The 18048-nt window shown below is 63.2% G+C and carries 14 protein-coding genes and 1 tRNA gene; 9 read left to right on the plus strand and 6 right to left on the minus strand.

Features of this window, described 5'->3' with window-relative positions; genetic code table 11:
* A partial coding sequence (locus tag V7116_RS16605) for a C39 family peptidase (RefSeq protein ID WP_324393074.1) occupies positions 1 to 2234 on the plus strand: 2234 nt, incomplete at its 5' end.
* Between the two features lie 148 nt (positions 2235 to 2382).
* Positions 2383 to 2458 (plus strand) — tRNA-Asn (locus tag V7116_RS16610).
* 131 nt (positions 2459 to 2589) lie between these two features.
* Here the strand turns inward: V7116_RS16610 and V7116_RS16615 are convergent.
* The 3 genes from V7116_RS16615 to V7116_RS16625 all read right to left on the minus strand — a co-directional run bounded on the left by V7116_RS16615 (position 2590) and on the right by V7116_RS16625 (position 7237).
* On the minus strand, positions 2590 to 3696 hold the full coding sequence (locus V7116_RS16615; RefSeq protein WP_324393075.1) for an aminopeptidase: 1107 nt from the start codon (positions 3694 to 3696) through the stop codon (positions 2590 to 2592).
* Between the two features lie 85 nt (positions 3697 to 3781).
* Positions 3782 to 4699 carry a phosphotransferase gene (locus tag V7116_RS16620; RefSeq protein ID WP_324393076.1) on the minus strand — a complete coding sequence of 306 codons (918 nt, stop codon included), beginning with the start codon at positions 4697 to 4699 and terminating at the stop codon, positions 3782 to 3784.
* A 342-nt stretch (positions 4700 to 5041) separates the two neighbouring features.
* A complete protein-coding gene (locus tag V7116_RS16625; RefSeq protein WP_324393077.1) occupies positions 5042 to 7237 on the minus strand; it encodes a hypothetical protein in 2196 nt (731 codons plus the stop codon).
* A gap of 193 nt (positions 7238 to 7430) precedes the next feature.
* Between V7116_RS16625 and V7116_RS16630 the strand changes: the two genes are divergently transcribed.
* The 4 genes from V7116_RS16630 to V7116_RS16645 all read left to right on the plus strand — a co-directional run bounded on the left by V7116_RS16630 (position 7431) and on the right by V7116_RS16645 (position 11856).
* Positions 7431 to 8678, plus strand: coding sequence for a hypothetical protein (locus tag V7116_RS16630; RefSeq protein WP_324393078.1), 1248 nt, complete (start codon positions 7431 to 7433; stop codon positions 8676 to 8678).
* A gap of 178 nt (positions 8679 to 8856) precedes the next feature.
* Positions 8857 to 9858: an NAD(P)-dependent alcohol dehydrogenase gene (locus tag V7116_RS16635; RefSeq protein WP_324393079.1), complete on the plus strand. Its 1002-nt coding sequence runs from the start codon at positions 8857 to 8859 to the stop codon at positions 9856 to 9858.
* Between the two features lie 50 nt (positions 9859 to 9908).
* Complete coding sequence (locus V7116_RS16640) at positions 9909 to 10826, plus strand: NAD(P)-dependent alcohol dehydrogenase (protein ID WP_324393080.1); 918 nt, start codon at positions 9909 to 9911, stop codon at positions 10824 to 10826.
* 49 nt (positions 10827 to 10875) lie between these two features.
* Positions 10876 to 11856: an NAD(P)-dependent alcohol dehydrogenase gene (locus V7116_RS16645; RefSeq protein WP_324393081.1), complete on the plus strand. Its 981-nt coding sequence runs from the start codon at positions 10876 to 10878 to the stop codon at positions 11854 to 11856.
* 68 nt (positions 11857 to 11924) lie between these two features.
* On the opposite strand, the gene V7116_RS16650 is transcribed toward V7116_RS16645, so the two are convergent.
* From V7116_RS16650 to V7116_RS16660, 3 genes are all read right to left on the minus strand, one after another.
* The gene (locus V7116_RS16650; RefSeq protein ID WP_324393082.1) at positions 11925 to 12308 is read right to left on the minus strand and encodes a hypothetical protein; all 384 of its coding nucleotides are present in this window, start codon (positions 12306 to 12308) and stop codon (positions 11925 to 11927) included.
* An 86-nt stretch (positions 12309 to 12394) separates the two neighbouring features.
* On the minus strand, positions 12395 to 13636 hold the full coding sequence (locus tag V7116_RS16655) for a hypothetical protein (RefSeq protein WP_324393083.1): 1242 nt from the start codon (positions 13634 to 13636) through the stop codon (positions 12395 to 12397).
* A gap of 121 nt (positions 13637 to 13757) precedes the next feature.
* Positions 13758 to 14111 carry a hypothetical protein gene (locus tag V7116_RS16660; protein ID WP_324393084.1) on the minus strand — a complete coding sequence of 118 codons (354 nt, stop codon included), beginning with the start codon at positions 14109 to 14111 and terminating at the stop codon, positions 13758 to 13760.
* Positions 14112 to 14416: 305 nt separating this feature from the next.
* Between V7116_RS16660 and pdhA the strand changes: the two genes are divergently transcribed.
* Genes pdhA through V7116_RS16675 form a run of 3 tightly spaced genes read left to right on the plus strand, consistent with a single transcriptional unit; the run spans position 14417 to position 17752 of the window.
* Entirely contained in the window at positions 14417 to 15400 is a 984-nt protein-coding gene (gene pdhA / locus V7116_RS16665) for a pyruvate dehydrogenase (acetyl-transferring) E1 component subunit alpha (protein WP_324393085.1), read from the plus strand.
* A 10-nt stretch (positions 15401 to 15410) separates the two neighbouring features.
* Positions 15411 to 16391, plus strand: coding sequence for an alpha-ketoacid dehydrogenase subunit beta (locus tag V7116_RS16670; protein ID WP_324393086.1), 981 nt, complete (start codon positions 15411 to 15413; stop codon positions 16389 to 16391).
* Positions 16391 to 17752: a dihydrolipoamide acetyltransferase family protein gene (locus V7116_RS16675; RefSeq protein WP_324393087.1), complete on the plus strand. Its 1362-nt coding sequence runs from the start codon at positions 16391 to 16393 to the stop codon at positions 17750 to 17752. The genes V7116_RS16670 and V7116_RS16675 overlap by 1 nt, the downstream gene beginning before the upstream one ends.
* The last annotated feature ends 296 nt before the right edge of the window (positions 17753 to 18048 follow it).

Here is an 18048-nt window from a genome sequence, read left to right on the forward strand (position 1 = left end):
GCACGCTGGCCTGGGCCGCGTCGATCGTGCTCACGCTGGCAGTCGGGGTGCTGGTCGGCGCGGGCGTCTACCGGGCCACCTACGAGGAGCCGCACGGCAGCATGATCGTGCCGCTGGCCGATCTCACTCCGGAACCGGAAGCCGGAGCACTTCCCCCCGACGCGATGCTCAATCTGCCAGCGGTACCGGTACCGAATATCCCGCGCATCGACGAAACGCCGTCCTACCTGATCCATCCCGGCACCACTGCCGCGCTGCTGGCCCTCAACACGCTCGGATACACGGATCAGAACCCGCCCACATACGAGGTCCAGATCGACGATCTGACCGATCCGATCCGCGCCACGCTGGAAGACACGAGCGTCACGCCGGACGACATCGTCGCATTCGTCAATCACCCCATCGGTTTCCGCGCGGTGACGCGCCTGGGCGGAACCATCGATCTTGCCGAGCGGATCGTGGCGGCGGGTTATCCCGTGATCGCCGCGACGACAATGCGTTTCGAGCCGGATGACACCTTCGAGGGCATCCGCCTGTACGCGGACTATCACGTCATCACAGGCTACGACACGGAGCAGCGCGCGCTGCTGGCGTACGACGCTTACGATCTGCGCCCAACCAGCGCTCCCGCACTGATCCCCTATTCGGTCTTCGACGCGTTATGGACGCCATCCGCCAATGCATTCATCGTGATTTTCCCGATCAATGACGAGGCGCGCGTGCTGCAGATTCTGGGCGACTACGCCGATCCCGACGCCGCCGCCCGCGCGGCCTTCGACCAGGGCATTGCGCAGACGAGTCTCGACGGGGCCGACGCGCTGGCGTGGCTCAAACTCGGCAACGCGTGCTTCGCGCTGGACGAGTTCGATCAGGCCGCCGACGCCTACGACATGGCGCTGGATCAGGGCCTGCCGCTGACTCTGCTGCAAAGCCAGTTCGGGCCGTTCCAGGTTTATTACGCCCAGGAACGTTACGAGGATGTCCTCCGGCTGCTGCGCGGCAGCGCCCCGGCGGACGGCGTGAACGCCGAAGAGTGGCAGTTCTGGTACGGCATCACCGAGATCACGTTGGGGAACATCGAGGAGGGCCGTCCGTATCTGGAACACGCACAGGCGCTCAATCCGGCGTACTTGCCTGCAACGGCGGCGTTGTCTGACTTCAACCTGCAAGCCGCCGCAAGCGCCACCGCGACGCCAGCAAGCGTGACGCCGACTCTGGAACCATCCAATGTCGTGCGACTGGAGGGCTTTCGCCACAAGTACCAAACGTGGAACAACGACGGTCCCGCGTCGTTGGCGATGGCGTTCAGCCACTATGGAATCGAGCAAAACGGCGCGGCGCTGACTCAAGAAGACATTCGACCCTTCCTGCGACCAAACACAGAAGACAAAAGCGTCCAGCCCAACGAGATGGTGCAGTATGTCGAGGAACAAACCGACCTGCGCGCCATCATGCGAATCGGCGGGGATCAGGCCGTGCTCAAGCGGCTGTTAACGGCGGGCTTCCCGGTCATCGTCGAGCAGGGCTTCGCGCCGGAAGAGGATCTCTGGTTCGGCCACTATGTGCTGCTCATCGGCTATGACGATACAGCGAACGCCTTCCTGACCTACGACAGCTACCTCGGCAGTGGTGAGTTGGGAGACGGGCTGCCACAGCCTTACGATACGTTCGATGCGGCGTGGCAGCAGTTCAACCGGGTGTTCATCGTGGCGTACCCTGCCGAGGAAGAAGACCGGCTCTATGCCGCGTTGGGAGATTACACGGACGAGGACTACAGCGTGCAGGCCGCGCTCGATGGGGCGCTGCGCGAAACCGAGGCCAACGCCGACGATGCGTTCGCGTGGTTCAACCTGGGATCGTCCTACGTGGCGCTGCGCGACTACGACAACGCCGCCGCTGCCTATGACCGGGCATTCCAGCTCCAACTCCCGTGGCAGATGCTGTGGTACCAGTTCGGCCCGTACGAGGCGTACTACAACGCGGGCCGCTACAACGACATGATTGCGATGGCGATGTCGAATCTGGGCACGACGACGTACGTCGAGGAAACGTACTACTGGCAGGGCATGGCCTCTGCCGCCCTGGGGCGCGTCGTCCAGGCGGAGCGCAGCTTCCAGCAGGCGCTGGGGTTGAACCCGAACTACACACAGGCGGAGGACGCACTCGCGGCGCTGCCCTCCGATCCTGCCGCCACGCCGGACGCGACCGAGATCGCCACCGAAGCCACACCGTAACACCTACCGGATCGCGCCGGGGAATGGACGTGTGTTCCCCGGCGCGATCCGCTCCCTGGGAGTTTGCACAAATCGACTCAAACTGGCCCCAAATTGCCAATCTCCATCTTGACACTGCCCCGCCCGTTTGGTATCCTTCGTGGCGTATTCCTGAGTAGCTCAATCGGCAGAGCAATCGGCTGTTAACCGATGGGTTGTAGGTTCGAGTCCTACCTCAGGAGCCAACAAAAAAGCCCCTGGTCATCTGCCCGGGGGCTTTTGGTTTTCCTGCGCAAAAAGCAAGGGCAGGTTCGGAAACCTGCCCCTGTTTTTTCGCTCTTGAGCTTGCTAACGGCTGATCGCCAGCCGCTGACAGCTAAATGACGAACTCGCCGTCCTTGTAGAACAGCTCGTCGTCCACGATGATCTGCCCGCCCTGGCGCATGTCGCAGATCATGTCCCAGTGCACGAACGAGTTGTTGACGCTGCCCGTCTCGCCGTAGCCCTGGCCGACCGCCATGTGCACCGTGCCGCCGATCTTCTCGTCGAACAGGATCGAGCCGGTAAACTGCTGGATGTCGCGGTTCGTGCCGATGGCGAACTCACCCAGGCGGCGCGCCCCGGCGTCCGTGTCCAGCGTGGCGGTCAGGAATTCCTGGTTGGCCTGGGCCTTCGCTTCCACCACCAGACCGTCCTTGAACTTCAGCTCGATACCCTTGACCTCGTTGCCCTGGTAGTAGGCGGGATAGGTGAAACGCACCCAGCCGTTGACGCTGGTTTCCACCGGACCGGTGAAGATCTCGCCATCCGGGAAGTTTTCCTTGCCGCCCGCGTTCTTGAACAGACGCCCGTCGATGGACATTTCCAGGTCGATGTGCTCGCCCTTCACCTGGAGGTGCTTCTTGCCCTTCAGCCAGTCGATCAGGCGCTCGTGCGACTGGTACACGGCCTTCCACGCCGCCACCGGATCGTCGTGCTCGACCTTGCACGCGCCGTAGAGGAAGTCCTCGTACTGGCGCAGCGACATGCCCGCCGCCTGCGCGTAGCCGAAGGTGGGGAACTGGGTCGTGCAGCGGCGCAGCTCTTTGGCCGCCTCGCGCCGCATCTGGATCTGGATGAGCTGGTCGTGATACTTCGAGCGGGCGCGCTGGCGATCGAGCGGATAGGCCGAGAGCGCGCGCGGATTCTGCGACGACTCGATGCGGACCAGTGCCTCGCAGGTTTCGTACATCAGCTTGAGCATGGGGTTGACGGTCGAAAGCTGGTCCATGCTGGCGCCGGATTCGAGCGCCACTTCATCTTCCTGCTGCATCTGGATGTAGACGAATGGCTCCGCGCCCGCGTTGAAGGCTTCTTCGTACAGCGCCTGCGCCAGAGGCTGAGCCTCGGGGCTGAGGGCGCGGATCAAGAACTTTTCGCCGGGCTGAAGCGCAAGCGAGTAATTGACCAGCACCTGCGCCATCTTTTGAATGCGGTTATCCATTAGAGCGTTGTTCCTCCAGGAACTGAGAAAATACCGTCTTCGATAACTATTGGGCAGATTGTACCATGCAGCGCCAGAGCGGGGTCTATATATGTGCCCGGTGCTTAACAAACTCGATCAACCCGTACCATACCGGGTCCGCCTGGGCTTTCAGCGCCTCCAACTGATCCGGCGGCGCGTTGTCATAAAAGCCGTCGAGACGCACCAGCAGGCGCAGGGCGCTGAAGACGTCCCAAAAATCGCGGTCGGGGACCGGCCCCAACGCCGCTTCGTATCCGGCCAAAAACCGGTCGCTGAGCGCCAGGCCATACGCCCCCAGCGCCGCGCTGGCGTACCCGATATCGAAGCGCGGATCGGCCAGCAGCGCGTTTTCCCAGCCCAGCACCGACACGATCCACATCCGTTCCGCCAGCACGTTGCCCAGCGTGTAATCGCCGTGCAGCACGGTATAGGGCAGCTCGCGCACGGTGTTGATCTTCATCAGCAGCCAGTCGAGGATGGTGTCCATCTCCGACGTGCCCGATTCGCGCACGTACGTCGCCACGGCGTCGAAGGCCACACGCAGCGGCAGCACGGGGAGATCGGGGAATTCGTCCCACTGGAGGCTGTGCAGGTAGGCCAGCGTCTGCGCGAAGTGCGGCTCGACGCGGGCGAAAAAGGCGTGAATCTGCCCGTCCATCCCGCGCGCTTCAGGAAAATCGGCCAGCATCAGGGCGTGGGACATGCCGCGTCCCCAGCCCAGGTAATACACCTGCGGCACGGGATATCGCAGTGCGCGCAGGGCCTGCATCACGGTAAAGGCGCGGAACGCCTTCGGCATCTCGGCGGGCGAATAGCGCGCCAAAACCACGCGGTGCGGCAGCATTCCTTCGGGATCGTCCAGAGCAAACGCGCGATAGCGTTCGGCGCGGCCCAAACCGACCGGGATCGGGCAGGTGGGCACGGCACGACCGAACGCCATGCGCAGTACCATATCAATTTCGTAGTCGTAGTGAGTGTCCATCAGCGGCAGACCAGGCGCGATGCGGCGCTTCCTCCCCTCTCCCCGCAGGTTGCGGTAGTAGAAGAATACGATAAGCGCCGGGATCTGCAAAGTGAGCGGAGCAGCGATTAGCCGTCAGCCGTCAGCCAAGGCAGAACTCGAATGTACCCACAAACGTACTGGTGCAGTTTAATAAAACAATTCGGTCATCACCGCGACCTCACCCCCAGCCCCTCTCCAGTCTGGGCTGGAGAGGGGAGAAAAGCCGCGCCAAGGGGGTTTTGTAGGGGCGGGTTCTTAACCCGCCCTGGTTTTGGCCGGATTATATTGTTAAACCGCACCAACGCGCCTCGCCGTTCCGCCCTACTCCCCACCTTTCGTGAAGCGCGCCCAATCGTAGGCCAGGGTCAGGGGGCGCGCGTCGGTCGAGAGGCCAAGATCCGAGGCCGAGACCATACCGTCGGCGGACAGGGACAGGATCAGATCGCCGTTCACCGACGCGATCACGTCCGCCGGGATCGTCACGGACTGCTCCGACCAGCCGCCGGGCCCGGCGGTGAAATCGCCCAGGCGCGTGCCGTTGGCGACGACCTTCACCGTGCGCGCCGAGTCGAACGCGGTGACGCGCATCGTCAGCGTATAGTCGCTGCCGTCTACAGGCAGATGCGCGTACAGCAGCGCTTCCTGCTCACCGCCCGCCCAGCGCGCGCTGACGCCGCCGACATCTTCGTGTGCATACCAGCCGTGCCCGATGAAGCCCTCGTCGCCCGTCACGCCGAGATCCAGCATATAGTCGCCGGATGCGGATTCCGGCGGCGTGCGCGGCACGCAGCCTTTCGGGTGGCTCGTCGTGCGGTACAGCACCACGTCGTCCTCGACGGTCACGAAACACAGCGACGGATGCCCGTTCATGAAGGCCAGCGTCTCCTGCGCGCGATCCGGCGCGAGCCAGTTCAGGTGCACGACGACGTAGCCGACTGGCCACTCGTCCACGATGCGCGTCAACTCGCCAATATCCGGTCCTGTGCCCAACATCTGCGCGCCCGTCAGCCCGGCGAACAACGGCGAGGTCACGTAATATTCCTGCTTGTCCGGCGCGAAGCGGGCCAGCATGCCGCTGACCGTGCGCTTATGATGCGTCGTCGCGTAAAACTGCGCGTCCGCGTGGGAACCGATCTCGCGCCAGCCGCTGAATGGACCCGACGGCACATCGATCACCACGTAGTCGTAGTCAGGGTAGTCTTCCTCGCCCATCATAGCGTAGATGTCATAGGCGCGCGGCGCGGGCGCGGAGGGGAACGGCGACAGTGCGCCCGCGTCCCACAGAAAGGCCACCGCCAACGCCCCGGTCACCAGACTCTGCGCGGAAACGGAGCGCAGGCGGCGCAGCCAGGGATCGAAGGTCAGCGCGGCGAAGGTGATCAGGCCCAGCACCGCGGGCGGCGTAAACCGCGCAGGTGTGCGGAGCTGGCCCTCGGTCAGATCGAACACGAGGCGGAACGGCAGCGGGATCGTCGCCCCGGCCAGCGTGATCTCCGGCCCCAGCGCCAGCACCAGCGGCGGGAGCGCAGCCAGCAGCCAGAACCAGCGCACACGCGGGCGGCGGCGCACCAGCAGGCCCGCGATCACCAGCGGGATCAGCAGGCGGCCCAGGCTGAGATCGCCCGCGCCGGGCACAACCAGGGCCTTCAACGGCAGGGAATAGGCGCGCAGGGTGTAGTCGTTCGCCGCGACCAGATCGTCCGCGTCGTAGGCGAGCATCTGGCGCAGCGGCGCGATCGCGTAGGCCAGCGCCAGCGCCAGGAGTGCAGCCAGCGCGCCCAGCACGACCAGTCGCGTACGATCGGAACGCGTTTCGGCGCGGACCAGGGCCAGCACCGCGTACGGCGTCAGCAGCAGCGCGGCCCACAGCAGCACCAGCGGATCGGTCAGCCACATGCCCCATGCGGCCACGCCCAACGCCGTCACCCACCCGATCCGGCGCGTCGTGGCGATCCGGTCCCAGAGCAGCAGCGCCAGCGGCATCCAGAAGACGCCGATCAGGTTCAGGTGATCGCTGGCGGCGTGATCGAGCATGTACGGCGTGAACGCGAACGCCACCCCGCCCACCAGCGCGCCCGCCGTCCCGATGCCCTGCCGCCGCAAAAACGCGGCCATCAGCGTTCCGGCCAGCGTAAACGCCAGCGGCAGGATCGTATTGGCCGCAGCCAGATGCCCGATCAGCGGCTCCAGCGCCATATACACCGGCAGCCAGACCGGCGCGAGCGTATGATAGGCCAGATTGTGCGTGTAGGGCGCCAGCACCATGTTCGTGGTGTACGGGTCCTGCCCGGTCAGGGCGGCGTGTTGCATCCACCACAGATTCCAGTGGAAGATAAAATAGTCCCAGTGCCCCTCCTGGTCGATCTGGCCTTCGACCCAGGAGCCGAGATGCAGCGTCAGCGGCGCGAGCACGATCAGACTCAGCAGCGCGAAAAAGGCCACGATCAGCAGTGTGCGCCGCAGCGCCATACGCCGGGCTGCCACGGGATAGGGGATGGAAACGCGAACGAGTTTCATAGATAACCGGGAGTGAAAACCTCACACCTTCTATTGAGCGACCTGTTAATTTTGCCGCAAACCAGTTCGTCATTACAATTCGAGTCATGTTATTTTGCCTTCCAGGTTCGTAACCTGGCGGGAGCAGCGCCCGATTGACGCCGCTGCGCACGCGCACCCATCCGGCGAACTCGCCGCAGCCCAGGACAGCCCTATGTCAGAGACAGGCCCTAACAACCCGGTCCGCTACACCCGCTTCGGCGGGATCTTCGGCGTGCACGGCCTGCGCGCTCTGACGCGCCGCACCTATCGCAGCAGCATGGTATGGTGGCTGGTGCGCGTGGTAGATGGCCTGATCGTCGGCGGTGGGCTGGTGCTGATTGGCGTGATTATCGTGGTGGTGAACAACATGCTGAACGGCGCGGCGTGCTTCGGCCAGGGCGCGGTCGGCGCGATTCTGCTCGGCATCTTCGTGCTGCTGTGGTTCATGGCCGCGCCGTTCAGCCAGCGCTGGGTCGTCGGCGTGCCGGACGGCTGGTACTACCTCGTGGAAGACGGCGCAGGCGAGGTGGTCGAGTTCCTGGGGCCGGGCCGCTGGATCGTGCCGTGGAGCTGGCGCGCGGTGGTGCGCCCCTACGCGAACTTCCAGGTGATCGAGAGCCGCCCTGTGATCGAAGACGCGCTGCAATCCGACTTTTTGCCGGTCACGATCGAGGCGACGGTGACGGTCGTGTTCGATCCGACGCAGGCCGATCCCGGCGCGTATGACGACCTGGGCGCGATGGCGACGCGCGACGCCTTCCAGCAGCTTCTCGCGCGCCAGACCGACGAAGCCGTGCGCGGCTATCTGGCGCTGCTCACCCCCACACAGGGCCGCTCGCTGAGCAGCCAGGCTACGCTCGAAGACGTGATCCGGCAGCACGTCGCGCGGCTCGACATCCTGGGGCTGTTCGTGCCCGCCAGCCAGCCGCCCGCCGTGACGATCCGGCTGGTCCCGGCCCTGCGTGAAGCGTTCTTCGAGGTGTGGGAAAACCTCGGCTACAGCCGCTACGAAATGCCCACGCGCCTCGACCTCAGCGCGATCGAGCGCGCGCTGGATCTGCCGCCGCACGAAGCGTACCAGCTCATCTACCTGATGCAGCGGGGAACCCGCGCCAGCCGGACCACGTCACAGGTCGCGCGATGGCAGGAAAACGCGCCGAAAGCCGCCCAGAACGCGCCCGCCCCTTCCCCGGCGGACTGGGCCGCGCAAACGATGTCGCACGACGTCATCCGCGATACGCTGGAGCACGCGGTCGTGCCGCCCGCCGACGAGAATCCGCCCATCGAGTCGCCCGTTCCGGCGGAGGAACCGGAAGAAGAGGTGCGCCAGATTCGCCGTGGTCCAAATCAGGCCCCGGACCCATTCGATCTACGCCGCGAGCGTAAGGCCAAACGCCGCGCCAGCAAACGACTGGACTAGCCGGGCGGCAGTCCACGCGCTTTACCACTCCACTCTTACAGGCCCACCAGCACCGGGATCCGCACACGCGGACCCCGGTGCTGCGCTGCCGTGCGTGCAACCCGGTCGGCGGTTTTCCGTATAAAACAGCAGAAGCCAGCAGATAACGCTCACGTTAAGAGCAGAATTGGGGCGCCGCATGAAAGCAGTTGTCTACACGTCCTACGGACCACCTGACGTCCTTCACCCTGTCGAGATCGAAAAACCCGTGCCAAAGGATAATGAGATCCTGATCCGGGTTTTTGCAGTTCCCGTCAGCTTTGGGGACGTTCTGGCGCGGAAATTCAACACCGTCTCGCCGCGCAATTTTTCCATGCCCGCCCTGCTGTGGCTCCCGTCACGGCTCGCTTTCGGCATGCGCAAGCCGCGCAAACCGGTCCTGGGCAGCGAATTTGCCGGAGAAGTCGAAGCCGCCGGTTCGGCGGTCACGCGCTTAAAGCCGGGCGACCGCGTATTCGGCTATCGCGGGGCCAGCTTCGGCGCGTATGCCGAGTACCTGTGCATGTCCGAAACCGGCACGGTGACCGCCATGCCCGCCAATGTGTCCTACGAAGAAGCTGCCACCATTCCCTACGGTGCGCTGACGGCGGGAAATCTGCTCAAGAAGGTAAACATCCGGCCCGGCCAGAAGGTGCTGATCAACGGCGCGTCCGGCGGCATCGGCTCGGCGGTCCAGCTCGCCAAACATGCCGGGGCGGAAGTAACCGGCGTATGCAGCACGCCGCGCGTCGAACTCGTCAAGGCGCTGGGGGCCGATCACGTCATCGACTACACCCGCGAAGACTTCACCCAAAACCGCGAAACTTACGACCTGATCTTCGACATCCTGAACAAAAGCTCGTTTGCGCGCTGCAAAGCCTCTCTCACGCCCAACGGGCGCTACCTGTTGGCCAGCTTCAAGATGAAACAGATCTTTCAGATGCTGCGGACTTCACTCGGCGGCGGCAAAAAGGTGATCTGCGCGCTGTCGGTCGAAAACCAGGCTGGCCTGGAACACGTCAAAACGCTCGTCGAGGAAGGCGCGATCAAAGCCGTCATCGACCGGTGTTACCCGCTGGAGCAAGCCGCCGAGGCACATCGCTACGTCGAGGCCGGGGGCAAAACCGCCAGCGTCGTGCTCACGGTAGGCCGCAGCAGTTAGATGCAGAATCGTTCAGAGTCACCTTTATCAAGCCAGCGTATGGGATGTCCATGAAAGCGATCGTGTATACCCGCTACGGACCGCCGGACGTCCTTCATCTCGTGGAAATACCGAAGCCAGTCCCACGCGAAAACGAAGTTCTGGCCAAGGTTCGCGCCACGACCGTCACTATCGGGGACGTGCGGATGCGGCGTTTCGACGTCCCGCGCGGGCAGTGGCTCTTCGCGCGGCTGTATCTGGGCATTCGACACCCCAAACGGCCCGTTCTGGGGATGGAGCTGGCCGGAGACGTCGAAGCGGTGGGCCGGGCGGTGACCCGCTTCAAGGCCGGTGACGCGATCCTTGCTTCGACCTTCGACGTGAATTTCGGGGGCTATGCCGAGTACAAATGCCTGCCTGAAGGCGGCATGCTCGTGATCAAACCGGCTGCGCTCACCTATGAAGAAGCTGCCGCCGTTCCGGGCGGTGGGATGACCGCGCTGCGATGCCTGAAAAAAGGAAACATTCAACCTGGGCAGAAAGTGCTGATCTATGGGGCCTCAGGCGCAGTCGGGACGTACGCGGTACAGCTTGCGCGGCGTCACTTTGGCGCTGACGTAACCGGCGTATGCAGCACCTCGAATCTCGAATGGGTACAGGCGTTGGGCGCTGACCGGGTCATCGACTACACGCGCGAAGATTTCACCCGACGCGGCGAGACGTATGACGTTGTGTTCGACGCCGTGGGCAAGCTGCCCGCCTCGCAGGCCAAAAAGCTGCTCAAAAACTCCGGCAGCTACATCAACGTGCACCGCGATTCCGGCAGCGGCGAAAAGCTCGAAGAGCTGCACATCCTCAAAGATCTGCTGGAAGCAGGCACCATAAAACCGGTCATCGACCGGTGCTACCCGATGGACCAAATTGTTGAGGCGCACCGGTACGTTGAACAGGGGCATAAAAAAGGCAATGTCGCCATCACCATCTCGTAACGTCATGGCCTGATGGCCTTCACTGGCTGAAGCTACTACGGGGGAATACATGAAAGCAATGGTTTACACTCAATACGGATCGCCGGACGTCTTGCACCTTGAGGACGTTGCAACACCCACGCCCGCCGAGGACGAGGTGCTGGTGAAGATCTACGCCTCGTCGGTCAATGCGGCGGACTGGCATCTTCTGCACGCCAAACCGTTCCTCGCCCGCCTGGATAACGGTCTGTTCAAACCCAAACGCGCGATCCTCGGCGCAGATGCCGCCGGGCGGGTCGAGGCGGTGGGCAGCGCCGTGACGCTGTTCAAGCCGGGCGACGAGGTTTTTGGCGATCTTTTCGCTTCCCGTCACGGCGCGTTTGCCGAGTACGCCGCCGTGCCCGAACGGCTGCTCGTGCTCAAACCGGCCAACATCACCTTCGAGCAGGCTGCCGCCGTGCCTCTGGCCGGCGTCACCGCGCTGCAAGCGCTGCGCCATGCGAACGTCCAGCCCGGCGAGCGGGTGCTGGTCAACGGCGCGACGGGCGGCGTCGGCAGCTTCGCCGTGCTGATCGCCAAAGCGTATGGGGCGGAAGTCACAGGCGTGTGCAGCCCGGCCAAAATGGACACGGTGCGCTCGCTGGGCGCGGATCACGTCATCGACTACACGCAGGAAGACTTCACCCGAAACGGGCAGCAGTACGACGTCATCATCGACGTCGCGGCCAACCGTTCCGCATCCGATTACAAGCGCGCGCTGCGCTCCAAGGGGCGCTATATCTTCGTCGGGTTCTCGACGATGGGACACATGATCAGCACGACACTGCGAGGCATGTGGATCACGCGGACCAGCGATAAGAAATTCATTTTCATGGGGACGGCCAAGCCCAACCAGCCGGATCTGCTGATCCTGAGCGAGATGCTTACGGCGGGCAAGATTATGCCCTGCATCGACAGGACGTACTCGCTGAGCGAGGTTCCCGACGCGATCCGCTACATGGAGTCCCGGCGCATTCACGGCAAGGTCGTGATCCGCGTGGCGGAGGTGTAGCAAGGTCAGGTGAAGCGGTTAGGCGCGTGAAAATGGGGCGGAGCAAACTCGCCCCTTCAAAACCCCGGTTACGTGTCCCGCCGCACGATGATCGCGCGCATCACGCCGCTGTTCATCTGCGCCAGGATCAGCATCTGGTCGTCCGGCGTGCAGCCGATCAGCAGCTTGATCTCTGCGTCGCGCTTGAGGCCGTCCACAGAGCAGGAGATCGCGTTGACGCGCGTGCTGCCCTCCGATCCGCGCCACACGTCGATCTCGACGCCGTCGCTGGAAGTCGTACCGTCCAGATACCCGTAATCGACCGGATAGATCAGGGACGGGTAACGCGGGTGAGCGCTGTCTTTCGGGCGGTCGATCACGATGGGGCAGCGCGCCACAAGCTGATCGAGCGCGTCCCAGAAGTCGCCGGTGAAGTCGAGCGTAGGCAGGCCGGACAGTGTATCAGGGGTCATGGTGGCATCTCGCAGGTGTGCAAAAACAGGGGGAAGATCGCAGGGGTAATTCATGAATTACCCCTACGTGAATACAAAAAAACTACCTACCCTTCCGGCAGGGTGACCGGGGGCGTCGAGGGGCGCGGCTCCGGGACCTGCGGATGGTTGCGGATGTACGCGGCCAGCACTGGCGGCGAGATCCGCACGCCCTGCCCGCTCGGATTCTGCGTCAGCATCGACTTGTTCAGCAGTTCACGGAGCAGCGATCCGTTCTGGTCCTGCTTGCCTTCCGCCACGGCGTACATCGCCTTGATTTCCTCGGCGTTCAGGCCGCGTAACAGAGTTTCCGCTTCGGCCTGGACGTTCGGCTCGGCCACCAGCCGCCGCGCCGCCAGTTGGACCGCCTGCGCGTAATCGGGCGCTTGAAGCTGGCCGAGCTTTTCGGCGTGCATGAAGCCCGCACGCAGCAAACCCGCGAAGCCGCCCGTCGCGCGGATCAGCAGGCCGAGCGCGTAATCGTCCTTGGAGACGGTGCGCTCCTCCAACTGCTCGATCATGCGCCAAGCGTCGTCGTCGCCGTACGGCCCCACGTACACCTGATTGTCGTTGAACAGCTCAATGAACGGTTCCAGCACGGCCATGCGGTTTCCGGCGAGATAGCTCAGGCTGTTGCGCGTGAAGGTCACGAACATCACGCTGTACTTAAAGCGGTCGCGGATGCTGCGCAGCGCCACGAAGAAATAGTTGGGCATAGCTTGCAGTAGGCCCTCGAACTCGTCCATGAAGTACACGATGCGCAGCGGCGATCCCAGCAGCCGCGCCCCGCTCAGCGACGCGTCGAGGATGCTTTCCAGCCGCCGCAGCGCGAGGTGCGCGTGCAGCGAGTCCTCGAAGTCGGTCATGTCGGGATGCGCGTTCTCGAAGCGGTCCTGATAGCGCGTGATCTGGCGCTCAAGCTCAGGATTGGGCGTCTGCGTCGGTGGGGGATCGTAGACGGGGTACAACTGCGGCGTGATCGTCGTGCGGTGCACCAGCAACTCGAAGCCCGGCCACGACCGCGCGGCAATGTCGCCGGAAGCTTGAGGCAGCGACGGCAGCAGCGCGTTGGGATCGATGTTGATCGCCACCAACGGCCCCTGCTTGGCAGCCAGCGGCGCGAAGCGGTTCCACGGGCTGTTGGGATCGCTTGCGGCCAACCGCTCCTGGTCCAGAAACCGCAGCAAATTGGTTTTGCCGACGCTGGGCGGGCCGATCACCGACACGGACTGGCCCCGGTCGAGCGCCTGGACAATCGAAGACACTTCGTCGTGCCGGAAGTCGGGATGGTAATAACGAGCCTGGGCCATATCTGAATGTCCCCTCTGTGCTGCCAGTGTAAGTATCTGTAGTTTAATGGACCTCTGCGCGACTAACCACTCACCTCTTGTACCGGTCTGCACAGTTTTATGGAAGTCCGGCGTTCACGATCTACTCAATTATCTGGACTGAGGAAAGCAGTATTTTGAAGGGCCCATTTCCTTCGGGTGTATTCCAGGTGTGCTCAAAATCACCGGGCTGGTGATTGCTAGCTCTCACGAATACGCGGGTCAACCGAGGGCTGGCCACCATCACTGCAACATCAATGATCCGGTAAAACACATCCGGGCCGATATACAGGCTGCTCAGAGCAGCGGCAGGACTCAACCGGTCGCCGTGATGACCAGCGCCATGCAGCTCAATTTCCAGACTGCGCGACAACACCGTTCCCAGGCGATTTTCAGCGTCGACTACAGCCTGTTCAAGCACTGTGTTAAAAAGTTGACCGAACGTATCTCGATCCATTGATACGTGGCCCCATACAGCGGCAGCGGCGCACACATCTAGTTTAATCGAGCCGGGGACAACTCACCAGCGCGAGCCGGACGCCGTCCCTCAATAAAAAACGAAAGAATTTCGTAAAAAGAAAAATAATCTCAATAATATAGTGTATAATCCCGGTTGATGTGGTGTGCACAGTGCTCACAACCGAGGCCGTTTGCCATCACATAATGGCTTCGGTACAATCTTCCTATCGCCACTCCGCTTTTCTTCTCTGTAACGGGCGTTTAGTGAGACGACGCCTGTTTCATGCTGTCTGAGGGGTTTCAATGGCAACACCGAACAAAGAGACACTGCTTGACTGGTACCGCCAGATGGTGTTGATCCGGCGGTTTGAAGAGCGCTGCGCCGAATTGTACCAGGAAGGCCTCATCGGCGGCTTCCTGCATCTGTACATCGGCCAGGAAGCGACAGGCGTCGGGGCGGTGAGCGCGCTAACGGAGAAGGACCACATCATCACGGCTTACCGTGATCACGGGCTGGCGCTCGCGCGCGGCCTGGACCCGAACGCGATTATGGCCGAGATGCTCGGCAAGCGTACGGGCGTGAGCGGCGGTAAGGGCGGTTCGATGCACCTCGCCAACCGCGACCTGCACTTCTGGGGCGGGTACGGCATCGTCGGCGGGCATCTACCGCTGGCAGCGGGCATCGCACTGTCGATTCAGTATCAGGACCTGGACGAAGTCGTGCTGGCCTTCATGGGCGACGGCGCGACCAATATCGGCTACTTCCACGAGTCGCTGAACCTCAGCGCAGTATGGGATCTGCCGGTGGTGTGGCTGATCGAAAACAACCAGTACGGCATGGGCACGGCGGTTGACCGCGCCAGCGGCGCGACCGAGCTGGTTCGCCGCGCGATGGCCTACAGCAGCGAGAACGGGCGCGGCATGAAGATGGGTCCGCGTCTGGACGGCATGGACGTGCAGGCTGTGCACGATGGCATCAGCGAAGCGGTCGAATACGCCCGCAAGAACGGCCCGATCCTCGTGGAATCGCTGACGTACCGGCTTGAAGGCCACAGCATGGGCGATCCGCAGCGCTACCGCACCAAGGAAGAGGTCGAGTCCTACGTGGCGAGCGGCCCGATCGGGCGCTTCCGCAAGGTGCTCACCGAGAAGTACAAGAACATCGAGTCGCGCCTGGATGAAATCGATGCACAGATGCTCCAGGTTGTCGATGATGCGGTCGAGTTCGCGCGGAACAGCGACGACCCGACCTACGAAGATTTGATCAGTCACGTGTACGTGGATTGAGGCTCCGATAATGGCAGACACCCCTATTACCATCCGTGAAGCGCTCAGCGCGGCTCTGCGCGAGGAAATGCGTCGGGACGAACGCGTCTTTATCATGGGCGAAGAAGTCGGCGTGTGGGGCGGCACCTATGCCGTGACGCGCGGCTTCTTGGACGAGTTTGGCGCCAAGCGCGTGCGTGACACTCCCATCTCGGAGATGGTCATCGCCGGGGCCGCAACCGGTGCGGCGATGTACGGCCTGCGTCCCATTGCGGAGATCATGACGATCAATTTCGCCTTCCTGGCGCTGGACGCGATCATCAACCACGCCGCCAAGGTGCGTTATATGTTCAACGGCCAGTTCACCGTGCCGCTGGTGATCCGTACCACGACCGGCGGCGGCAAGCAGTTGGGCGCGACACACTCCCATGCGCCGGAAGTCATTTTCGCGCACTTCCCCGGCCTGTACGTGGGCATCCCCAGCACGGCCTACGACGCGAAGGGCATGCTCAAGGCTGCCATCCGCGACGATAACCCGGTCATGTTCGTGGAGCACAGCACCATGCTTCAGCGTCGCAGTGAAGTGCCGGACGACGACGACTTCGTGCTGCCCATCGGCAAGTCGGACGTGAAGCGCGAAGGCGACGACGTGACCATCGTGACCTTCGGCAAGGGCGTCGAGTGGTCGATCAAGGCCGCCGAGATGCTCGAAAAAGACGGCATCCAGGCCGAGATCGTGGACCTGCGTTGGCTGCGTCCGCTGGACCTGGAACCGGTCTACGAGAGCTTTAAGAAGACGAACCGCTGCGTGATCGTGGAAGAAAGCCTGCCGATGTTCAACGTCGGGGCGGAAGTAGCGGCCAAGCTTCAGGAGAACATGTTCGATTATATGGACGCGCCGATCAAGCGCGTCGCGGCGATGGACCAGCCCCTGCCCTACTCGCGGGATCTCGAGCTGATGGCCCTGCCGAGCGCGGAGAAGGTTGTCGCCGCCGTCAAGGAGTTGGTGTGATGGCTGAGCAAGTGATTATGCCCAAGCTCGGCTTCGACATGGCCGAGGGTACGCTGATCAGTTGGTCCAAGCAGCTTGGCGACAAGATCAGCAAGGGCGACGTGATTGCAGAAATCGAGACGGACAAGGCGACCATCGAGATCGAATCGCAGGTCGGCGGCACGATCCTGAAGTTCCTGGCGGAACCGGGCGCGGTGCTGCCGGTCGGCTCTCCGATCGCCTACGTGGGCGCAGAAGGTGAAGACGTGGCCGACGCGGGCGGAGCCAAGCCTGCTCAGGCCCAGGCTTCCGCCGAAGCCGCCGTCGCCGCGCCTGAGAGCGCACCGGGTGACACCAGCGGCGTGCACGAAGGCGAAGCGCGCCAGGATCAGACCGGCGCGACGCCGCAACAGCCCGCTTCCGCTGAAATTGAGCCTAAGGGCAACGGCAATTATCCCGAGGGCCTGAAGGCCAGCCCCATCGCGCGCCGCATTGCGGACGAGCGCGGGATCGACCTGCGCCGCGTCCAGGGGACCGGCCCCGGTGGTCGTATCGTGAAGAAGGACGTCGAGGACTTCCCGGTGGGTGAAGCGCCCGCCGCCCCGGTGCAGCCTACCGCAGCACCCGCAGCCGCCGCCCCTGCTGCCCCAGCCCCCGCGCCGACCTATGGCGCTGTCCCGACCGACCAGGACGTCGAGGAAATCCCGCTGGGCAAGATGCGCTCGCGCATCGGCCAGCGTATGGTCCAGAGCAAGCAGCAGGTCCCGCACTTCTACGTGACCAGCAGCATCGACGTCACCGCGCTGATGGATCTGCGCCGCCAGCTCAACGCGAGCCTGGACGACGACGCGGCGAAGATCACGGTCAACGACCTGATCGTCAAAGCAACCGCCCTGACGCTGCGCCAGTTCCCGAATCTGAACTCGCACTACTACGGCGATAAGGTCGTCAAGCACAACCGCGTCAACATCGGCATCGCGGTCGCCACACCGGACGGCGGGCTGATCAACGTCGTGGCGCAGGACGCGGACAAGACCGCGCTGGGCACGATGGCCGCCGCGAACCGCGAGATGATTGCGCGCGCGCGTGACGGCAAGATCAAGCCGGAAGACGTCGAAGGCAGCACCTTCAGCGTCAGCAATCTCGGCCCGTACGATGTGGATCACTTCATCGCGATCATCAACCCGCCGGAAGCGGGCATCCTCGCCATCGGCACGGCGCACAAGACGCCGGTCGTGCTGGCGGATGACACCATCGGCATCGGCATGATCATGAAGGCGACGATCAGCATCGACCACCGCGTCAGCAACGGCGCGGAGGGCGCGGAGTTCATGAAGGCGTTCAAGACGCTGATCGAGAACCCGATGCGACTGGTGATCTAGCCCATAGAATCACACATCCCGTAGGGGCGTATAGCCATACGCCCCTACCCAAAAACACGCTCAACCGTTAGGGGCAATTCATGAATTGCCCCTACACGTTTTAAAGCGTCGATTGGCGGCGCGGCGGGTGAGGGCTGCCACTGGTCCCCTGCCGGGCGGCATGGTATGCTCCGCATCACCGGATCGACGTGTTATCCGTGTTACAATTTACCCATTATGAATCGCCACGATTTTTTACCGCACCCGAACGGAGCATCTCTTGACCACAACCGTTGACGTGCTGGTGATCGGCGGGG

The organism is Aggregatilinea sp., assembly GCF_036822615.1.
Taxonomy (GTDB): domain Bacteria; phylum Chloroflexota; class Anaerolineae; order Aggregatilineales; family Aggregatilineaceae; genus Aggregatilinea.

Bases quoted from the DNA above. Each gene is read 5' to 3' on its own strand.
- V7116_RS16615 (WP_324393075.1), bottom strand. From the start codon at position 3,696: ATGGATAACCGCATTCAAAAGATGGCGCAGGTGCTGGTCAATTACTCG.
- V7116_RS16620 (WP_324393076.1), bottom strand. From the start codon at position 4,699: ATGGACACTCACTACGACTACGAAATTGATATGGTACTGCGCATGGCG.
- V7116_RS16625 (WP_324393077.1), bottom strand. From the start codon at position 7,237: ATGAAACTCGTTCGCGTTTCCATCCCCTATCCCGTGGCAGCCCGGCGT.
- V7116_RS16630 (WP_324393078.1), top strand. From the start codon at position 7,431: ATGTCAGAGACAGGCCCTAACAACCCGGTCCGCTACACCCGCTTCGGC.
- V7116_RS16635 (WP_324393079.1), top strand. From the start codon at position 8,857: ATGAAAGCAGTTGTCTACACGTCCTACGGACCACCTGACGTCCTTCAC.
- V7116_RS16640 (WP_324393080.1), top strand. From the start codon at position 9,909: ATGAAAGCGATCGTGTATACCCGCTACGGACCGCCGGACGTCCTTCAT.
- V7116_RS16645 (WP_324393081.1), top strand. From the start codon at position 10,876: ATGAAAGCAATGGTTTACACTCAATACGGATCGCCGGACGTCTTGCAC.
- V7116_RS16650 (WP_324393082.1), bottom strand. From the start codon at position 12,308: ATGACCCCTGATACACTGTCCGGCCTGCCTACGCTCGACTTCACCGGC.
- V7116_RS16655 (WP_324393083.1), bottom strand. From the start codon at position 13,636: ATGGCCCAGGCTCGTTATTACCATCCCGACTTCCGGCACGACGAAGTG.
- V7116_RS16660 (WP_324393084.1), bottom strand. From the start codon at position 14,111: ATGGATCGAGATACGTTCGGTCAACTTTTTAACACAGTGCTTGAACAG.
- pdhA (WP_324393085.1), top strand. From the start codon at position 14,417: ATGGCAACACCGAACAAAGAGACACTGCTTGACTGGTACCGCCAGATG.
- V7116_RS16670 (WP_324393086.1), top strand. From the start codon at position 15,411: ATGGCAGACACCCCTATTACCATCCGTGAAGCGCTCAGCGCGGCTCTG.
- V7116_RS16675 (WP_324393087.1), top strand. From the start codon at position 16,391: ATGGCTGAGCAAGTGATTATGCCCAAGCTCGGCTTCGACATGGCCGAG.